General features: G+C 48.1%; 19 protein-coding genes. 17 read left to right on the top strand and 2 right to left on the bottom strand.

Annotated features, from left to right (window positions below; genetic code table 11):
* Positions 1–125: 125 nt before the first annotated feature.
* Together ABJ225_RS02060 and ABJ225_RS02065 are read left to right on the top strand one after the other, a co-directional pair.
* The gene (locus tag ABJ225_RS02060; RefSeq protein ID WP_053427819.1) at positions 126–905 is read left to right on the top strand and encodes a patatin-like phospholipase family protein; all 780 of its coding nucleotides are present in this window, start codon (positions 126–128) and stop codon (positions 903–905) included.
* 5 nt (positions 906–910) lie between these two features.
* On the top strand, positions 911–1,963 hold the full coding sequence (locus tag ABJ225_RS02065) for a SepM family pheromone-processing serine protease (protein ID WP_347318184.1): 1,053 nt from the start codon (positions 911–913) through the stop codon (positions 1,961–1,963).
* 12 nt (positions 1,964–1,975) lie between these two features.
* Here ABJ225_RS02065 and ABJ225_RS02070 read toward each other — a convergent pair whose 3' ends face one another.
* The gene (locus tag ABJ225_RS02070) at positions 1,976–3,196 is read right to left on the bottom strand and encodes a nucleotidyltransferase (protein WP_347318186.1); all 1,221 of its coding nucleotides are present in this window, start codon (positions 3,194–3,196) and stop codon (positions 1,976–1,978) included.
* A gap of 239 nt (positions 3,197–3,435) precedes the next feature.
* On the opposite strand from ABJ225_RS02070, the gene ABJ225_RS02075 reads away from it, so the two are divergent.
* The 4 genes from ABJ225_RS02075 (at position 3,436) to ABJ225_RS02090 (ending at position 5,724) form a co-directional block, all read left to right on the top strand.
* Positions 3,436–3,978: a YceD family protein gene (locus ABJ225_RS02075; protein ID WP_056537433.1), complete on the top strand. Its 543-nt coding sequence runs from the start codon at positions 3,436–3,438 to the stop codon at positions 3,976–3,978.
* A gap of 60 nt (positions 3,979–4,038) precedes the next feature.
* Complete coding sequence (gene rpmF, locus ABJ225_RS02080; protein ID WP_034755898.1) at positions 4,039–4,212, top strand: 50S ribosomal protein L32; 174 nt, start codon at positions 4,039–4,041, stop codon at positions 4,210–4,212.
* A gap of 101 nt (positions 4,213–4,313) precedes the next feature.
* Positions 4,314–5,057, top strand: coding sequence for an enoyl-CoA hydratase/isomerase family protein (locus ABJ225_RS02085; RefSeq protein WP_347318189.1), 744 nt, complete (start codon positions 4,314–4,316; stop codon positions 5,055–5,057).
* Positions 5,058–5,127: 70 nt separating this feature from the next.
* Positions 5,128–5,724: an RsfA family transcriptional regulator gene (locus ABJ225_RS02090; RefSeq protein WP_056537427.1), complete on the top strand. Its 597-nt coding sequence runs from the start codon at positions 5,128–5,130 to the stop codon at positions 5,722–5,724.
* 49 nt (positions 5,725–5,773) lie between these two features.
* On the opposite strand, the gene ABJ225_RS02095 is transcribed toward ABJ225_RS02090, so the two are convergent.
* Positions 5,774–6,250, bottom strand: coding sequence for an N-acetyltransferase (locus tag ABJ225_RS02095; RefSeq protein WP_347318191.1), 477 nt, complete (start codon positions 6,248–6,250; stop codon positions 5,774–5,776).
* A 195-nt stretch (positions 6,251–6,445) separates the two neighbouring features.
* Between ABJ225_RS02095 and ABJ225_RS02100 the strand changes: the two genes are divergently transcribed.
* From ABJ225_RS02100 to ABJ225_RS02150, 11 genes are all read left to right on the top strand, one after another.
* Positions 6,446–7,801 (top strand): acetyl-CoA carboxylase biotin carboxylase subunit, encoded by a 1,356-nt coding sequence (locus ABJ225_RS02100; protein ID WP_347319287.1) that lies wholly within the window; start codon positions 6,446–6,448, stop codon positions 7,799–7,801.
* A 15-nt stretch (positions 7,802–7,816) separates the two neighbouring features.
* Positions 7,817–8,032, top strand: a complete 216-nt coding sequence (locus ABJ225_RS02105; RefSeq protein WP_056537424.1) for a biotin/lipoyl-containing protein — start codon at positions 7,817–7,819, stop codon at positions 8,030–8,032.
* A 22-nt stretch (positions 8,033–8,054) separates the two neighbouring features.
* Positions 8,055–9,593 (top strand): acyl-CoA carboxylase subunit beta, encoded by a 1,539-nt coding sequence (locus ABJ225_RS02110; RefSeq protein ID WP_347318193.1) that lies wholly within the window; start codon positions 8,055–8,057, stop codon positions 9,591–9,593.
* A 177-nt stretch (positions 9,594–9,770) separates the two neighbouring features.
* Entirely contained in the window at positions 9,771–10,655 is an 885-nt protein-coding gene (locus tag ABJ225_RS02115) for a ketopantoate reductase family protein (protein WP_347318195.1), read from the top strand.
* Positions 10,656–11,042, top strand: coding sequence for a DUF3397 domain-containing protein (locus ABJ225_RS02120; RefSeq protein WP_347318197.1), 387 nt, complete (start codon positions 10,656–10,658; stop codon positions 11,040–11,042).
* Between the two features lie 103 nt (positions 11,043–11,145).
* Positions 11,146–12,765, top strand: coding sequence for a bacillithiol biosynthesis cysteine-adding enzyme BshC (gene bshC / locus ABJ225_RS02125; protein ID WP_347318199.1), 1,620 nt, complete (start codon positions 11,146–11,148; stop codon positions 12,763–12,765).
* A gap of 209 nt (positions 12,766–12,974) precedes the next feature.
* Positions 12,975–13,406 carry a division/cell wall cluster transcriptional repressor MraZ gene (gene mraZ / locus ABJ225_RS02130; protein WP_053427380.1) on the top strand — a complete coding sequence of 144 codons (432 nt, stop codon included), beginning with the start codon at positions 12,975–12,977 and terminating at the stop codon, positions 13,404–13,406.
* Between the two features lie 40 nt (positions 13,407–13,446).
* A complete protein-coding gene (gene rsmH / locus ABJ225_RS02135) occupies positions 13,447–14,382 on the top strand; it encodes a 16S rRNA (cytosine(1402)-N(4))-methyltransferase RsmH (protein ID WP_347318201.1) in 936 nt (311 codons plus the stop codon).
* Between the two features lie 37 nt (positions 14,383–14,419).
* Positions 14,420–14,779 carry a cell division protein FtsL gene (gene ftsL, locus ABJ225_RS02140; protein ID WP_048004141.1) on the top strand — a complete coding sequence of 120 codons (360 nt, stop codon included), beginning with the start codon at positions 14,420–14,422 and terminating at the stop codon, positions 14,777–14,779.
* Positions 14,779–16,959: a penicillin-binding protein gene (locus tag ABJ225_RS02145; protein WP_347318203.1), complete on the top strand. Its 2,181-nt coding sequence runs from the start codon at positions 14,779–14,781 to the stop codon at positions 16,957–16,959. Before ftsL ends, ABJ225_RS02145 begins: the two co-directional genes overlap by 1 nt.
* A gap of 132 nt (positions 16,960–17,091) precedes the next feature.
* Positions 17,092–19,008, top strand: coding sequence for a stage V sporulation protein D (locus ABJ225_RS02150; protein ID WP_235563581.1), 1,917 nt, complete (start codon positions 17,092–17,094; stop codon positions 19,006–19,008).

Consider the following 19,008-nt stretch of genomic DNA (forward strand, 5'->3'; position numbering starts at 1 on the left):
ACGGATTTCCTTATAATGTGAAAGTTTGATAAAATAAAGGTAACTTGTCCTCTTAATAACCAATATACTCATAGCACTTGTAAATAGACCATATGATGTACAAACAGCATGCGGAGGGGATCGCCATGAACAGACCGAAAGTTGGATTGGCCCTTGGCTCAGGAGGGGCAAGGGGGTTTGCCCACCTTGGTGTCCTGAAGGCTTTCGTAGACGAAGGGGTCCCGGTGGATATGATCGCAGGGAGCAGTATGGGTGCTCTGGTAGGCTGTTTTTATGGAGTCGGCCATCAAATGGAGGATCTGTATAAGCTGTCCACCACATTCAGAAGAAAATACTTTTTGGATTTCACCGTCCCGAAGATGGGGTTTATTTCAGGAAAGAAAATCAAGGATTTCATCCGATTATTCACCCATCAGAAAAATATCGAAGATCTCAATCTCCCCGTCCGCGTCGTTGCCACGGATATCACGAACGGCGAAAAGGTCGTATTCTCGTCCGGGCCCATCGCCGAAGCTGTGCGTGCGAGCATCTCGATCCCGGGTGTGTTCGTTCCTGAAAGAATCAATGGGAGGATCCTCGTGGACGGCGGGGTGATTGACCGGGTCCCGGTGTCCGTGGTGAAAGAAATGGGGGCGGATATCGTCATCGGAGTGGATGTATCCCACGTGAAGCGAAATGCCGACATCACGACCGTGTATGATGTCATCATGCAGAGCATTGATATCCTGCAGCTTGAGATTGTCGCGCACAGGGAGATCTCATCCGACTTCATGATCCGTCCCCATGTGGAAATGTACAGCACTAGGGCTTTCAAGAATATAGAGGAAATCATCGAGATCGGAGAGGATGAAGCAAGGAAAATCATCCCCTCCATCAAAAAAGCACTGGACGATTGGAAGGAGTAGCAACAATGAAAATGAAGACACTGATCAGGACTCTGATCATCATGACGGTCCTTATGGTGGCCGCATCATTCTATTATCTGCCCTATTATGTGACGAAGCCGGGCGATGCCCATGAACTCAGTCCGATTGTAAAAGTCGAAGATGGATATGACAGCAAGGGCGAACTGATGCTCACGACTGTCAGGATGGGAAAGGCGAATATTTTCGCCTATATAGTGGCGAGTCTGAGTAAGTATGAGCATATATATCCCGTGGATGAAATCAGAAGCCCTCATGAAACGGATGAAGAATACAATATAAGACAGCTCCAGCTCATGGCTGATTCCCAGAATAACGCCGTCGAAGTGGCATTCGAAAAGGCAGGAAAGCCGTATGAATACCAATATAATGGGATCTATGTCCTGAGCATCTATCCTTCCATGCCGGCAGAAGACGTATTGAAAGCAGGAGATCGGATCACAAAGATCGATGATCAGGCCTTCCAATCTTCCAAAGAATTCATCTCGTATGTCGAAGGAAAGAAGTCGGGTGATCAAGTTGCGATCACGTATAAGCGTAACGGGAAGACAGAAACGGCTGAAGTCCCCCTGGAGGAGTTTCCTGATATGAAAGATAAAGTCGGTCTCGGGATCACCCTCACGGACGACAAGGAAATCATCACCAATCCGAAGGTAAAGCTGAAGACCGAAGATATTGGTGGACCTTCTGCTGGTTTGATGTTCAGCCTGGAAATCTATGATCAACTCACGAAAGGTGATTTGACGAAAGGGCATGATATTGCCGGCACCGGGACCATTTCTGAAGAGGGTACCGTGGGACGGATCGGTGGAATCGAACAGAAGGTTGTTGCAGCAGACAAAGCAGGAGCAGAATACTTCCTGGCCCCGGACGAAACGATCACAAAAGAAATGAAAAAGGAATACCCCGACCTTGAGTCGAACTATAAAGGGGCCGTCAGGACGGCAAAGGATATTGATACCAGCATGAAGATCATACCGGTCAAGTCATTCGATGAGGCGATCGCATTCCTTCAAACGTTAAAAGCAAAAAAAAGCTGATCCCGTCAGGGGTCAGCTTTTTTGTAATTGGAGGGGAGGGGTGGACCATTCCTTTTTCATGGATTCCATCCGGGCACCCATCCCTTTCAGGCCCATGGAGAACATGTTTGCCGCCCTGATATCAAGAGCGGCCTCGACAGGGTCGGCACTTGACAATTTGCTGATGAGTGGAAGGGAGATTTCTTTTTTGTGCTCCCTCAGATACTCACGTCCAGAGGCGCTCATGGCAAGAAGTCTGATGTATGACGGACGACCGCTACGGGCATTCATTTCTTCTTTGCTGACGTTCATCAGGATATGAAGGAGCATCCGTTGTAGCCTGGTCCATGTATACCGCTTTGATTTCAACCTGTTCATACACTCTGTGAAACTTGAAGATCGACTGGCACATTCCACGATCCGGTGTTCGATTCCTTCTTCAATTTCATATATCCTCCGGAGTTGATCAATCGGGGTGGAGAGGATCTTATATTGAAGCAGCGGCCAATAGTCTTCCCACCGATGAAGAGAGCCATATGTATCTTCATATGCTTTGAGGGCGCGCATGCTTTCAGGGGGTAAGTGCGATCGGATCTCCCCCGGGTCCCCATCACCGAAAAGGGCTTTCCTTATACTCGTTGCGCTCGCAATCGAAGGAGAAGCGAAATGTTCATCATGATAGTCAGCGGCCTTCCTGGTAACGGTATAAGCCTTCATCCCGCTGTCGATCTCATCCCTTGCCTGGATATAGTGGAAGCCCAAGATATTATTGGGCTTGCTCAGATCGATGAAGGGCTCTTTCAATCCGAGAGAAAGGAATGCTTTTGAGAGAGCGGCGGGATAGCTCAATCCTTCCCTAGAATACTTCCTGATAGCCGCATTGTACTCTGTCTGCCTTTTCTGGAGCGTATTAGCCGTCCCTTCAAAGGTTTCAATATTTCCATCCTCACTTCCAAAACAGAAACTTGAACACCCGACAGAATCAAGAAGGGATACTGCTCCCTTCGCGAAAACCGATGAATGCTGAGTCGCGAAACTGTATGGGAGCTCGATTACGAGATCCACTCCAGCGTGCAGCGCCATGCCGGCCCTCTCCCATTTGCCGAGGAGTGCAGGCTCCCCACGCTGAAGAAAATAACCGCACATGACGGCCACGGTGACATCGGCACCCGTCAATTCCTTGGTCATTTCCAGATGGTGCAAATGGCCGTTATGAAATGGATTGTACTCGACTATGATTCCTGTTGCATTCAATATACAATCATCCTTTCCGTTTCTCATGGATATAAGTGGTGCTTCTTTTCCCATTATACCCGAAGATCGTCCAGCACCTCCAAAACGCACCGTAAAGGAATATGAGAAAATATTTGAAACCAGTCCGATATAAACGTTATAATAGCAACACTGACGTTGAAAAGCGTGTAAAGAAAAAATATTGACAAACGGTATTATGAAAGCTATAATTACCTTTGTTGCCTTGAGGTGATGACAAATTGAAATGGTCAATCATTCAATTACAAAAGTACAGAGATAAAGGAATGCCGATTGATGAAACGGTTGATCTCAACGATATTAAAGAGATTGATCCGCAAGTCATCAGAGTTTCCCCGATCCATGTGACAGGCAGGGCCGACATCGCTTCAAATCGTGTCACCTTCCACCTGCATATTGAAGGGAAAATGGTTCTTCCATGCTCAAGGACCCTCGTCGAAGTAGATGTGCCTGTCGACCTCCATACGATTGAAACGTACCTTCTCGATGAACGGGAGTACGACATGTATGAGGAAGAGGAAATACATCGCATTGAAGGGGACGTAATTGACCTAAAACCAGCTATAAGAGAATTGCTGATACTTGAGATTCCCATGCAGGTACTCAGTGATGAAGCGAGGGAACAGAATGAAATGCCTTCCGGTAAAGACTGGGAAGTAATGACGGAAGAACAGGCTCATGCTGTCGATAAAGAGGAAGAAAAGAAAGTAGATCCTCGTCTCGCTGACTTGGCAAAACTTCTTGATCAAAACAAGAAATCTTAAAAGCGAAGTACCAGTTCGTTCTGGCTTCATAGACGACTATCTTTTAAGGAGGTGGGAAGAATGGCAGTACCTTTTAGAAGAACATCTAAAACAGCAAAAAGACAACGTCGTACACACTTCAAACTCAGTGTACCAGGTATGGTAGCATGCCCAAACTGTGGTGAAATGAAACTTGCACACCGTGTTTGCAAAGAGTGCGGAACGTATAAAGGTAAAGAAGTAGTAAGCAAATAATTGCCGACTGCTGCAAAAGCGTGAAGAGACCATGGCTCTTCACGCTTTTTTGCATAGACAAAAATGATTTTAAGGAGAGAACAGACGTGGGATCGTTTATAATGCACACTAATGAAAGCGGAATCATGAGGTTTGTCTTGAATCGTCCCGAAAAGCGGAACGCCATTAACTTCGATTTGATCGAGGCTTTTTCCCGATGCCTGGATGAATGTGAAAAAGGGGAGGTGAAGATGCTCCTACTAACCGGTGCGGGAACAGACTCATTTTGTTCAGGAGGAGACCTTTCTGCATTCCATGGGCTTAAGACGGAAGAAGAGAGCTACGGCATGCTCAGGAAGATGGGGGATGTACTGGTCCGTCTAGCGTTCCTGCCCATTCCAACCTTGGCGTTGGTCAATGGTACAGCTGTAGGTGGAGGCTGTGAAATTGCGGCAGCCTGTGATCTACGGATCGCGGCAGATGATGTGAAGATGGGGTTCGTCCAAGGGGGACTAGGCATTTCAACAGGATGGGGCGGCGGTACCCTGCTCCATGAGAGGATCTCTTCTCCACGTGCCATGGAGCTTTTGATGACCGGAACCATCAAGAGTGCAGAAACCTTGTATGACTACGGATTCATCAATTCTTTGGTGAGTTCCACCCATAGATTGGAAGAGCACCCGATCATAACAAGCATGGAAGATAAGAGTATAGGGACACTGAAAGCATATAAACAGCAGCTTCTCGACCGCTGGGACAAGGCTGTCCTGATGGGAAATATAGAGAGGGAGATCCGGCGCTGTTCCAAGCTCTGGGCATCAGATGACCACCATCAAGCGGTGGAAAGATTCTTGAACAAAAAGTAGGAAGAGCGATTCTATCTACTCTAGTAAGGGCATAAGTATGGGTATATGGATTTTACAGGAGGAGATGGAGATGTCTTCGAATAGACAGGACGCTTGGAACCAAGATGAGGATGTGTTGTTGGCGGAAGTGGTTTTGAGGTATATAAGGGAGGGAGGCACACAGCTTCAAGCCTTTGAAGAGGTGGGGAAGAAACTTTCAAGGACTTCAGCCGCCTGTGGATTCCGGTGGAACTCCTTCGTGCGAAAGCAATACAAATCAGGAATCGAACTAGCGAAGAACCAGCGGAAACAAACGAAGAGGGGTGCACCTCAAGTTAAAAAAGAAGCCTCCCCTGAAGTGGAACAAATCAAAGAAGCAACAGACCTGTCGGTTGAGAGCATCATTCATTATTTACAACGAGCCGAGGAGTCTGTACGTCATGAAGAAGAGATCAGGAGTGAAAATCAGAAACTCCTTAACCAAATCGATCAGCTTCAGGAAAAAATGAAAGAAATTGAAACGCAGCTCTTTAATTATGAGTCGAAATATTCTCTTCTTGAAGAGGACCACAAATCCCTTCTGGCCATATTCGAAAAAGCAAGGAAGATGGCCCTTTTGCAGGGAAATGAAGATAAAGTCAAATTTCAGATGGATAAAAACGGGAATCTCCAGCGGTTAAATAAGTAAAAAAATCCGAACCCCCGGAATGCCGGGAAGGTTCGGATTTTTTCGTTGATCAACCATGCTTTTGTTCTGATACTCCCTCAGGGAACCACACCATCGGATTCTCGCTGAGATCCCGTTCGACATCATACGTGACCTGATGAAAGTCCATCCTTTCCCAGAACCCCTGGGACTTGATGCGGGAATTCGTTTTGATCGGAAGCCCGAAGCTTTTGGCGAATTCCACGAGGATGCTGCCGTATCCTTTGTTCTGATACTTAGGAAGGACTTCAAGCTTCCACAACTCAAGGTAATTTTGAGCTGGGTTGAAGTACTGGTCGAACCTTGCATCACGCTGGTAAAGACTCATGCGGGCAACGAGCGTGTCGCCGAAATAGATTCCATAAAACGGGGATTCGCTATCGTTTTCAATGATATTTTCCTGAAGATCGTCGAGCATGGAAAGCTCTTGTACACCATATTCTTTAAACTTCTTAAACTCTTCGAGAGTTTTGTAATTAACTTTCAGCTTCTCTACTTTATTTGCCATTTGAAATCCCTCCTGAAACATTTGAATGATTGCGGATGATCCGCTTTCAATGTATTTACCCTTAATTGCCCGATATATTATTATTATATAACAAATAAACAAAAAATTCTGCACTCAAATAAGAAAACGTTTACATTTTAGAGAGGAATTCCACGATTTTTGTAGAATTCCTACTATGAAGGAGGGGGAGAGATGATACAGAAAATACTCATCGCCAATAGAGGGGAGATCGCTTCACGGATCATTTCCACCTGCAAACAGTTATCGATCGAAACCGTAGCAGTCTATTCAGATGCAGATGCAGAGATGCCGTTCGTCAAAGAGGCGGACCATTCATTCAGGATCGGGGAGTCTCAAGTGAACCGTTCTTATCTGATGATGGATGCAATCGTGGAAGTGGCAAAACGTGAAGGGGTGGATGCCATCCATCCCGGTTATGGTCTATTATCTGAAAATGCTTCATTTGCCAAGCTGGTAGAAGAAGAGGGGCTCATCTTCGTCGGCCCAGATTGGAAAACCATCGAGGTCATGGGCGATAAAGTGAAGGCCAGGAAGATCATGAAGGATGCGGGCGTACCTGTCGTACCCGGAAGTGAATCAGGCTGTGAATCGATTGAATCAGCCAAGCTCCTTGCCGCTGAGATCGGCTATCCGGTCATGCTCAAGGCGAGCGGTGGGGGCGGGGGCATCGGGATGATCCGGTGTGCCGATGAGCAAGCGCTCGTTCAACATTTTGATTCGACCCGGAATCGTGCAAAAGCGTATTTCGGGAACGACGAAGTATTTCTTGAAAAATGTATAGATGAAAGCCGGCATATCGAAGTGCAGATCTTCGGAGATCAACGAGGTAATCTTGTTCACCTGTTTGAAAGGAACTGTTCCGTCCAACGGAGGAATCAGAAGGTGGTTGAAGAATCCCCTTCACCGGCTCTTTCGGAAAAGACCAAGGAGTTGATGCTTGCCGCGGCAGTGAAGGCAGGAAAAGCCGTCAGTTACACCAATGCCGGGACCGTAGAATTCATCGTGGACCGTGATGAGCAGTTCTATTTCCTGGAAATGAATACACGTCTTCAGGTGGAGCATCCGGTGACCGAAGCCGTGACGGAACTTGATCTTGTCAAATGGCAGCTGAAGGTCGCCCAAGGCGAAGAACTGCCCATCTCAGCTCAAGAGGGAATCTTCTCAAGGGGGCACGCCATTGAGTTCAGGATCTATGCCGAAGATCCAAAAACGTTCTTCCCGTCCCCTGGTCTCCTTGCCACACTCGAGTGGGGAGAAAAGCAGGACGGCGTGCGGATCGATGCGGGTTATGCACAAGGGAATAAGGTGACACCGTTTTATGACCCGATGATCGCCAAGTGCATCGTAAGCGGGCAGGACCGCGCGGCTTGCCTTGAGACGGCAAGAAGATTTTTCGGCGGGGTAGAGATCCAAGGGGTCAAAACCAATATTCCCCTCATCCGGGAAGTAATATCAGCCGATGAGTTCATCGATGGGGGTTACTCTACTAAATGGCTTCAGGATTACCTGTCTGCACAACAACAATCATAATGAGGAGGAACGAATATGAAAGAAATCAAAGCCACCATGGCAGGCACTGTATTGAATGTATTGACCGAAACCGGTAAAAGCATTTCGGCGGGGGAAATGGTGCTCATGCTTGAATCCATGAAAATGGAAATTCCCGTTGAAGCGGAAGCTGGAGGAACGGTAGCAGAGGTAAAGGTGAGTATTGGAGATTTTGTTAATGAAGATGATGTGCTGATTCTGCTGGAAGACTGACATTCACAAACGAGGAGGTGTAATGATGACATCAAAAACGACTGAGAAGCTTGAGGAAACAAGGGAAAGGATCCGTACCGGGGGAGAAGAGAAGTATCATCAAAAGCTGAAGGAGCAAAACAAGCTTTTCGTCCGCAACCGCCTGGAGCAGCTTTTCGATCAGGGGGAATATCAGGAGGATGGGATGTTTGCAAATTCAGCGGCCGATGGCCTCCCTGCTGATGGAGTGGTGACGGCTATCGGGAAAGTGGGCGGACAGACCGTCTGCGTCATGGCCAACGATTCCACCGTCAAAGCCGGTTCATGGGGAGCGAGAACCGTTGAAAAGATCATCCGTATCCAGGAAACGGCCATGAATCTGAAAGTGCCGATCCTCTACCTGGTGGATTCAGCCGGGGCAAGGATCACGGATCAGCTCGATATGTTCCCGAATAGACGTGGGGCAGGGCGTATTTTTCATAACCAGGTAAAAATGTCCGGCATGGTGCCTCAGGTTTGTCTCCTTTTTGGACCATCTGCCGCAGGTGGAGCATATATTCCCGCCTTCTGTGATCTGGTGATCATGGTAGAAGGAAATGCGTCCATGTACCTTGGGTCCCCGAGAATGGCGGAAAAGGTCATTGGAGAAAAAGTTACCCTTGAAGAAATGGGCGGTGCGAGGATGCACTGCTCCGTGAGCGGATGTGGTGATGTACTTGCTGCATCCGAAGAAGAAGCCATCAGGGAGGCGCGCCGCTATCTGGGTTACTTCCCGGCGAACTATCAGCAAAAGCCTGCTTTGATCGATGGTGGGGCGCCAGACTCGTCCAAGGTCTTGGAAGACTTGATCCCTCAGCATCAAAATGCCCCGTTTGATATGTACGACGGGATCCATGCCCTGATCGATGAGGGAACCTTCTTTGAGGTCAAGAAATTATTCGCTCCCGAGCTTATTACAGGGTTTGCCCGCTTTGATGGCAGGGTCGTCGGGATCATTGCCAATCAGCCGAAGGTAAAAGGAGGCGTCCTGTTCCATGATTCCGCAGATAAAGGGGCGAAATTCATCCAGCTCTGTGACGCCTTTCATATACCGCTATTATTCCTGGCCGATGTACCGGGCTTCATGATCGGTACGAAAGTGGAGCGGGCAGGGATCATACGCCACGGTGCAAAGTTTATTGCAGCCATGAGTTCTGCCACGGTACCAAAGATCTCCGTCATCGTCCGGAAAGCTTATGGGGCCGGACTTTATGCCATGGCAGGCCCTGCATTTGAACCGGATGTGTGCATTGCCCTTCCAACTGCCCAAATTGCCGTCATGGGTCCGGAGGCAGCAGTCAATGCAGTCTACTCCAACAAGATTCAAGCGATTGAAGATCCAAAAGAGCGTATTGCCTACGTCCAACAGAAACAAAAGGAGTATCAGGAGCATATCGATATTTATAAGCTAGCCTCCGAAATGATCGTGGATGAGATCGTAGCTGCAAATGAATTGCGTTCCGTCCTCATCCAGCGATTCGAGATGTACCAAACAAAGGATGTCGAGTTCAGCCATAGAAAGCATCCGGTTTATCCTGTTTGATGGACCGGTGCGTCATGCCCGGAAAGAGCCCCTATTCTTCTCAGGAAGAGTAATGTCTCTTCCGGGTTTTTTATCGTGAGTGTGGGGTACTTTCAAGCGCTCGTCGATATGAAACCTTTTGTATGAAGAATGAGGAATATTTGGTAAAATGAGTGTACATTGAAAGGCGGGGATCGGATGGATATCGGGATAATAGGGGCAGGGGCAGTCGGACTTTTGTTCGCCGGCTACCTTGGTAAACGACATGACGTGACAGTCTATGCAAGGAGAAATGAACAAAGGGAACACTTGGAAACTAGTGGTGTCACAGTGTGGCGCGAAGGGAGAAAAGAGCAGACCGATGTGGGGGTAAAGTCTCTCAGCTCGCTTGACAGCCAACATGATCTTGTCATCCTTGCCGTAAAGGGGTATGACCTTATTGAGTCACTATTCATCACCGTCCCTACAGAGACCCCTCTTCTGTTCCTCCAAAACGGAATCGGTCATCTGGATTTCCTGAAGACACTTCCTCACGATACCGTCATGGCGGCATCTGTTGAACATGGCGCCCTCAAGGAGAATGATTATACCGTCTTACATAAAGGCGTGGGTGTTACGAAAATCGCCTTGGTTCGGGGAGTGCGCGGGCCGTTGCAATGTTTGATGAAAGACGGGGATGAGGCTTTTCCTTTTGAAGAAGAGGAAGATTATGAAACGATGCTTCTCAGGAAGCTGTTCATCAATGCAGCCATCAATCCATTGACGGCCATTACCGGCTGTGTGAATGGAGAGATGAGGTCGAATCCCCACTACAACGCCCTTATCAGGGAGGTCTATGAAGAACTTCTTCATCTTTACCCCCATATGGAAGCAGTGATTTCCCTTGAAGACATCGAGAGCATATGTTTGAATACCGCTCAAAACCGGTCATCCATGCTCATGGATATGGAAAACGGCAGGAAGACCGAAGTCGAATCCATTCTTGGAGAAATCATCCGGAAGGCTTCACCTCTGGATATACCGGTCATCCATACGCTCTATCTCCTCGTGAAGGGGAAGGAATCAGCAGGGAGGCAGACATAGATGGCTTCTGCATTTTCTTTTATCATGGCGCTCGTTGTCCTCATTCCGTTCGCGGGCTATTTCATCAGTTTCATCATGGCGAAGGAGATCACCGGAAGTCACCGTAAAGCCGTCCACATCTCTATCGACGTCACCACGATCCTCTTGATGATTTCCGTCCATTTCATCATCGTCGCCATCTGGGAACAATCCTATTTCTGGCTGATCCTGTTGACCGTACTCTGTTCAGCATTATTTTTCACCATCGTGTATTGGAGACTGAAAGGGGAGGTTGATTACAGGGGAGTGATCAGGGGGACGTGGAGGCTCAATTTCCTCTTGTTTTCTTTTGCCTATCTTGCCCTTATGGTGACGGGTCTCGCTCTCAGGGTGATGGAATCCACCTGAGTCTCAACTTTTTTACCTGTCTTAGGCAAGTTTTTTCCTTTTCCTTTTGTGGAATGATATACTCATCGTTAGGAAATTATGAGCTAGAAAAGGAGTCATTCATATGGAATTGGAAAGCTTGGATATTCCAGCAATCAATCAGTTTGCTTCAAAGTATATGAAACAGGAAGAACCGGTCACTTCTTTCTTTCATTATAATATCAATGAACAGGACGTCTTCAGCCGTCGCCTTGAAGACCTTGGGGAGAGGGAATTTCCTCGGGAAGGACTCGTAACGTGCATCGCCTCCTATATGGAATCGCTTCCTTCGTCCGATGCCGTAGAAACATCCTTGGAAAAATTAAAAAACGATGCCGTGGCCGTCGTAGCCGGCCAGCAGGCAGGGCTATTGACCGGTCCTCTCTATACCATACATAAAATCGTATCCGTCATCAGACTTGCCCGTGAACAGGAACAAAAACTGAATCACCCTGTCGTCCCTGTCTTCTGGATTGCCGGGGAAGATCATGACTATCAGGAAGTAAACCACATCTTCTTGGAACAGGACGGAAAAATCAAGAAGAATGGCTATCCGGAACAGGTCGTCGATAAGCGGATGACTTCCGATGTCGAATATGATCCGGCAGTGATGAAAAACTGGATCTCATCCATACTTAAAGTGCTCGGGGAAACCGAGTTCACGGCTGGTCTTGCAGATGAGATGGACGGCCTTATCCGTGAAGGAGAAGATATCGTCACGTTTTTTGCCCGTTTCATCATGACCCTTTTCAAGGACTACGGGCTCTTGGTGATCGACTCTTCGTATGGCGCTTTAAGGAAGCTGGAGGCTCCATATTTCCGCCACCTTATCGAGAACAGCCGTGAAATCACAGATCAAGTACTTATCCAACAGAAAACCATCCAAGCGGAAGGTTTCAATACGCAGCTTGAGATTTCCAGCGATGCAGCGAACATCTTCTTGAATCTGCAAAACGAGCGTGCCTTGCTCGAGAGGGATGGTTCAGGATTCAAAGATAAGAATAACGACTCCTTCTTCACCAAGGAAGAACTGCTGGGAATCCTCGATGATCAGCCGGGGAGATTGAGTAATAACGTCGTCACGAGACCCCTCATGCAGGAATGGCTATTCCCTACTTTGAGCTTTATTGGGGGACCTGGGGAAATCGCTTATTGGGGTGAACTGAAAAAGGCATTTGAATTCATGGGAATGAATATGCCCCCTGTCATGCCGAGACTGAACATCACCATCCTTGAGCGGACGGTTGCCAAAAGGGTTGAAGAACTTTCCCTTTCTTTGCAGGAGGTTGTAAAGAACGGGGTCAGTCATGTGCGGAATGAGTTCCTGGACAGTCTGAAGCCGAATGATCTCGAGGGAGAATTACAGGAAATCGAGACCTATCTGATGGCGAAGTATGAAGGCATCAAAAAAGAAGCGTCCGCTGTGGACAGCAACCTTGAGCCAATCGTCGATAAGAACCTTGAAATCCACCGGAAGCAATTCGAGTTCTTGCGAAAGCGGACGGAAAAATCCATCAGGGATAAGAATGAGCGACAGCTTTCCAGGTTCGATCTCATTGAGAATAGCATCAGGCCGAACGGCGGTCCCCAAGAGCGGACGCTGAATATCCTCTATTATATGAACAGATTTGGCCCGGATTTTGTTAACCGGCTCACCGATCTTCCTTTTACGTTCGACGGAACGCATAAAGTTGTCCACCTATAAGGTATTTAGCGACACGTACCACCATAAAAGGATCGATTTCGCTTGAAACGGCGATTTCGGTCCTTTTTTTATGGTGTCTCTTGTCATGAAAACAGGGAAAAAAGAGATAGGTTTAGAGAGGAAATAATATGCAAGAAAAGAATATAGAAAAGAGTGGAGAAAAGTGGGGGGATGTGGTACATTTGTGATAGAAAGTGGGGGCAGTGCATATGTTCATGGGCGAATATCAACATAACATTGATACAAAAGGCCGTTTAATCGTACCTGCCAAGTTCAGGGACCACCTTGGTGATGCGTTCGTCATCACACGCGGTCTCGATGAATGCCTGTTTGGTTATCCCATGGATGAATGGCGCGCACTCGAAGAAAAGCTCAAAGCCCTGCCGCTCACAAAAAAAGACGCCCGTGCCTTTACCCGTTTCTTCTTTTCAGGAGCCACGGAAAGCGAATTGGACAAAACCGGGCGCGTGAACATTCCCACCACGCTTGTGAATTATGCAAAACTTGATAAAGAATGCGTTATATTGGGTGTTTCCAATCGAATCGAGATTTGGAGCAAAGCTATATGGGAAGACTATTTCACACAGTCTGAAGATTCCTTTGCAGAACTTGCAGAGAATATGATCGGATTTGATATCTGATCCCCCACCACTAACAGTCGATTGGAAAGGTGAAACCAACATGTTTAAACACACGACCGTATTATTGAAAGAAACTGTAGATGGATTGAACATCCAGCCTAACGGCATCTACGTCGATTGCACCCTCGGGGGAGCGGGACACAGCGAATACCTGGCAGGGCAACTCTCCAGTCAAGGGCACCTGTACTGCTTCGACCAGGATGAAACGGCCATCGCACATGCCAAAGAAAAATTAGAAGCGTTTTCGGATCGCATCACATTCGTTCAATCCAATTTCAGAAATCTGAAAGCGGAACTAGCGAATCTGGATGTACATAATGTAGACGGGGTGCTATATGATCTTGGCGTATCTTCCCCGCAGCTGGACACGCCTGAACGAGGATTCAGCTACCACCATGATGCTCCACTGGATATGAGGATGGACCTTCAAGGTGAATTGAGTGCCTTCCATGTGGTGAATCACTGGTCCTTCGAAGATCTTGTCCGCATTTTCTACCGATACGGAGAAGAGAAGTTTTCCAAGCAGATCGCCCGGAAAATCGAGGCGGCTCGCGAAAAGAAACCGATTGAAACCACCGGGGAATTGGTCGAACTGATCAAAGACGGGATTCCCGCGCCGGCAAGGCGCAAAGGCGGACACCCTGCCAAGCGTGTCTTCCAGGCAATCAGGATTGCCGTGAACGATGAGCTCGGTGCATTCGAAGATTCCCTTGAGCAGGCAATCGATATCCTCTCCCCTGGAGGAAGGGTCAGCGTCATCACCTTCCATTCCCTCGAAGATCGCATGTGTAAAACGATGTTCAAGGAAAAGGCTGCAGGACCGCAGCTTCCTCCCGGCTTACCCGTCATTCCGGAAGGGTACGAGCCTGAGTTGAAGCTGATCACACGAAAGCCGATCCTTCCTAGTGAAGACGAGCTCGAAATGAATAATAGGGCACGCTCTGCTAAGCTCCGTATAGCAGAAAAAAATAAATAAAAAATAGAAAAAAGATTGAATAATGGGAGGGATCACCTTGAGTAACTTAGCTAGAAATTATCAAACACAACCGATCGAGACAAGTGCACAACCAAAACCGAAACGCCTGCGTGAGGGAAGGACATCCGTCATCACTCCCGGAGAAAAAATCCTTCTAGCAGCGTTCGCCATCATGTTCTGCTTCTTCGCAGTGAAAATCGTATCGAATGAAGCGTCCATCTATCAGGTGAATCGGGAACTGCAAGTAGCCGAGGGTGTCATCGATAAGCAGGAAAAAGCGAACACGGATCTCAAGATCCAGGTAAGTGAACTGAGTGCATATGACCGCATCCTTGATAAAGCGAAAGAGTTGGGTCTCAACTTGAAAGATAAGAATGTCAAGGTAGTGGAAGAATGATGAAAAAAAGATCCAGCATGAACATCGGAGCAGCCATCCTATTCGGGATATTCGGACTGCTCTTTTTTATCATTATGGTCCGATTCATCACGATTCAGGTCACGGGTGAAGTCGACGGGAAGGCCCTGACGGCAGAAGCTGCGAAGAAATACATAAAGGGTCACATCCTCGAGGCCAAGAGGGGATCGATTTACGACAATAATGGGGACGTGATCGCAGAAGACACTTCCGCCTATACGCTAGTCGCGATCCTGGATTCACAGGTTACCACTGACCCGAAAAAGCCGAAGCACGTTACAGATCCGGAAAAAACGGCTGAAATCCTATCTGAGTATATTGATATGGATAAAAGCGAAATTTACAAGAAGTTGAATCAAAAAGGTGAAAAAGCTCCCTATCAGGTCGAGTTCGGCTCTGCGGGAAGAGACATCTCCCATCAGCAGATGCTCGAGATTAAAGAGGAAGATCTGCCTGGCATAACCTTCCGGAAAGAATCGAAACGATTTTACCCGAATGGAACGTTTTCGTCCCATCTGATCGGATTTGCACAGAAGAAAGATGAAGAAAGTTCTGAGACCACGGGAATGATGGGGGTGGAGAAGAGCTTCAATGATATTCTAAGCGGTACAAACGGCTCGGTGCAGTATAAGAGTGATGTTTGGGGATATCTCCTCCCGAATTCTGAAGAGCATGTCACCCCTCCGAAAGACGGAGACGATATTTATCTGACGCTGGACAAGAAGGTGCAGACGTTCCTTGAAGAGGCCATGAGTCAAGTCGAGACAGAATACAAGCCTAAAAAGATGTTCGCCATCGTCTCTGACCCTAAAACGGGCAAGATCCTTGCCATGACCCAGCGGCCTACCTTCCATCCCGATGACAGGGAAGGTCTGTTGAACAACTGGACCAATACGATCGTGGAAGAGACCTTCGAACCTGGTTCCACGTTCAAGTCGTACTCCCTCGCGGCAGCAGTCAATGAAGGGAAATTCAATCCGGATGAACTCTATGAATCTGGTAAGTACTATGTGGACAAAGTTCCGCAGCCGATCAAAGACTATAATTACGGGAACGGATGGGGAACCATCTCGTACCTCGAGGGAGTCCAGCACTCGTCCAATGTGGCGTTTGCGAACCTCCTTGATAAGCTTGGATTCGAAACATTCGGAAACTACCTGAATGATTTCGGCTTCGGAAAACCTACCGGGGTGGGGCTGCCGAATGAGGCAGAAGGTTCGATTCTGTATCACTACCCCATCGAGAAGTATACGACCATCTTTGGGCAGGGGACGACCGTGACTCCCCTCCAGATGATTCAGGCGGAGTCCGCCATCGCCAATGACGGAAAGATGATGAAACCGTATGTCATCTCCAAAGTGGTAGACCCGAATACGAATAAAGTGGTCAAAGAAACAAAACCGGAAGTTGCCGGAAACCCGATCACAAAGGAATCTGCCCAGAAAACGAGGGAGTACTTGGAAACCACCGTTACGTCTCCTGAAGGAACCGGAGCAAGATTCGCACTGGATGATTACCGGGTATCGGGGAAATCAGGGACTGCACAAATCCCTGATCCGGCGACGGGAAGATACAAATCCGGCGCAACGAATAACTATCTCTTCTCCTTCATGGGCATGGCGCCTGCAGATGATCCCGAGCTGATCGTCTATGTCGGAATTCAAGAGCCGGAGCTGAAGGAAGGGGAAATCGGTTCCGATCCAGTAGCGGCCGTCTTCAAACCGGTCATGCAGAACAGTTTGAAGTACCTGAACATCAAGCCGCAGGAGAAGGTGACACTGAAGAAATCATCGCTGCCGGATGTAAAGGACCTTTCGGTGAAAGAAGCAAAGGCGGAGCTTGAAAAAGCAGGAGTCGAACCGATCATTCTTGGAAAAGGAAGCACAGTGACGAAACAGTCGCCGCCTTCTGGTGACAAGATCCTTGAAGGGGAGCGGGTCATCATTAAAACCGACGGAGAAACGACCCTCCCAGACATGACGGGTTGGTCCATCAGGGACGTTTTCAAAGTCGCAGGTTTGACCGACCTGAAACTGAAGGTCGAAGGCAATGGCTATGTGGTCAAACAAAGCATCAAAGCGGGGACCAAGGTGAAAGAAGGCCAAGCCCTGGAAGTAACATTCAAGACGCCTCAAGAACAGATGGAAAAGAAAAAAGAATAAGGGACGAAATATGGGGATCTGCCGAAGCCGGCAGGTCCCTTTTATTCTATGAACTGATTCGGAAATTATGGAACATACGTCCGATGGTCCAAGCATATAATAGAACGAGCCATAGAAGGGGAGGTTCCATTAGTGAAGAGAGTATCGAATGTAACAGTGAGGAAGCGTCTGGCCATTGCACTTATTGCAGGGATCCTGATCTTCTCCATCATTGATGTGAGACTCGGGTACGTCCAGTTTTTCAAAGGGGACTGGCTCACGGGCCTTGCGAAGGATTCATGGAGCCGGAATATTCCGTTCCAGCCTGAGCGCGGTAAGATCCTTGATCGAAACGGTGTGGAGCTGGCGGCAAATCAAAGCGCCCCCACCATATTTGTCGTACCGAGACAAATCACCGAACCGAAAGAAACAGCAGAGAAGCTTGCAGCCACCCTTAATATTTCCGTTGAGGCCGCATATAAATATGTAACACAGAAGGCAAATATGGTCTTGATCAAAGAAGCAAGGAAACTATCTTATGATAAAGCGAAGGAAGTACGTGATATGAACTTGAAAGGGGTTTACCTAGGGGAGGATTCAAAAAGATATTACCCGTATGGAAGCTACCTTTCACATGTATTAGGGTTTGCTGGTATTGATAATCAGGGCCTGATGGGGCTTGAATTATCCTATGATGAGGAGCTCAGCGGGGAAAAGGGATACGTGAAGTTCTTTTCTGATGCCAAAGGGAAGCGGATGCCGGATATGGCGGATGACTTCGAAAAGCCTGACAATGGACTTGATCTGAAACTCACCATTGATACCAAAGTACAGACGATCGTCGAGCGGGAGCTGGATATCGCGCAGGAGACGTATGATCCGGATGGGATCATTGCCATTGCCATGAACCCCAAAAGTGGTGAAATCCTCGCCATGTCAAGCCGTCCCACTTTTGATCCCGCCAACTTCAAAAACGTGCCGCAGGAAGTCTATAACCGGAACCTGCCGATCTGGAGTACGTATGAGCCCGGTTCCACATTTAAAATCATCACCCTTGCAGCTGCTTTGGAAGAGAAGAAGGTGGATCTCCATAAAGATACATTTCATGATCCAGGCCATGTAGAGGTTGCAGGGTCCACGCTTCACTGCTGGAAGCGGGGGGGACATGGGACACAGACATTCCTGGAAGTGGTCCAGAACTCGTGTAACCCTGGATTTGTCGAGCTTGGGGAACGGTTGGGGAAAGAGAAGCTGTTCGAGTACATCGATGATTTTGGATTTGGACAGAAGACAGGAATCGATCTTCAGGGAGAAGGAAAAGGGTTGCTCTTCAATCTGGATCGCGTAGGCCCGGTGGAGCAGGCGACAACGGCATTCGGCCAGGGTGTTGCCGTCACGCCCATCCAGCAGGTAGCCGCTGTAGCCGCTGCGGTGAATGGTGGGACACTCTATCAACCGTTCATAGCTAAAGAACTGGTCGACCCGAAGACGGGTGAAGTAGTGATGAGGAAGACCCCTGAGGCGAAGAGGAAGGTCATATCGGAAGATACATCGAAACAGATAAGGGAAGCACTTGAAAGTGTCGTTGCTCTCGGTACGGGAGGGAAGGCATTCGTAGAAGGATATCGTGTCGGTGGCAAGACAGGTACGGCACAGAAAGCCAAAGACGGAAAGTATCTGGAAAATAACCATATCGTATCTTTCATGGGTGTCGCACCGATGGATGATCCGGAAATCGTCGTGTATGTGGCCGTCGACAATCCGAAAGGCACCGTGCAATTCGGTGGGGTCGTGGCCGCGCCGATTGCGGGAAGTATCATCGGGGACAGCTTGGAGGCGATGGGCGTGCCGAAGAGAAAGGATCAAATCGAGAAAAAGATGACATGGCTGGATGTCCCGCTCATCAAGACACCAGAGCTCGTCGGTTTATCAAAGAGTGAACTCCAGGAGCAGCTTGTGAATTTGAAGCTCGAAGTGAGCGGTGAGGGGGACCATGTCGTGAGTCAGTCACCGGACCCTGGCGTCAAGATCAAAGAGGGATCGACAGTAAGGGTTCAGATGTCTGAATAA

This window comes from Rossellomorea sp. RS05 (genome assembly GCF_039822645.1).
GTDB lineage: Bacteria > Bacillota > Bacilli > Bacillales > Bacillaceae_B > Rossellomorea > Rossellomorea marisflavi_B.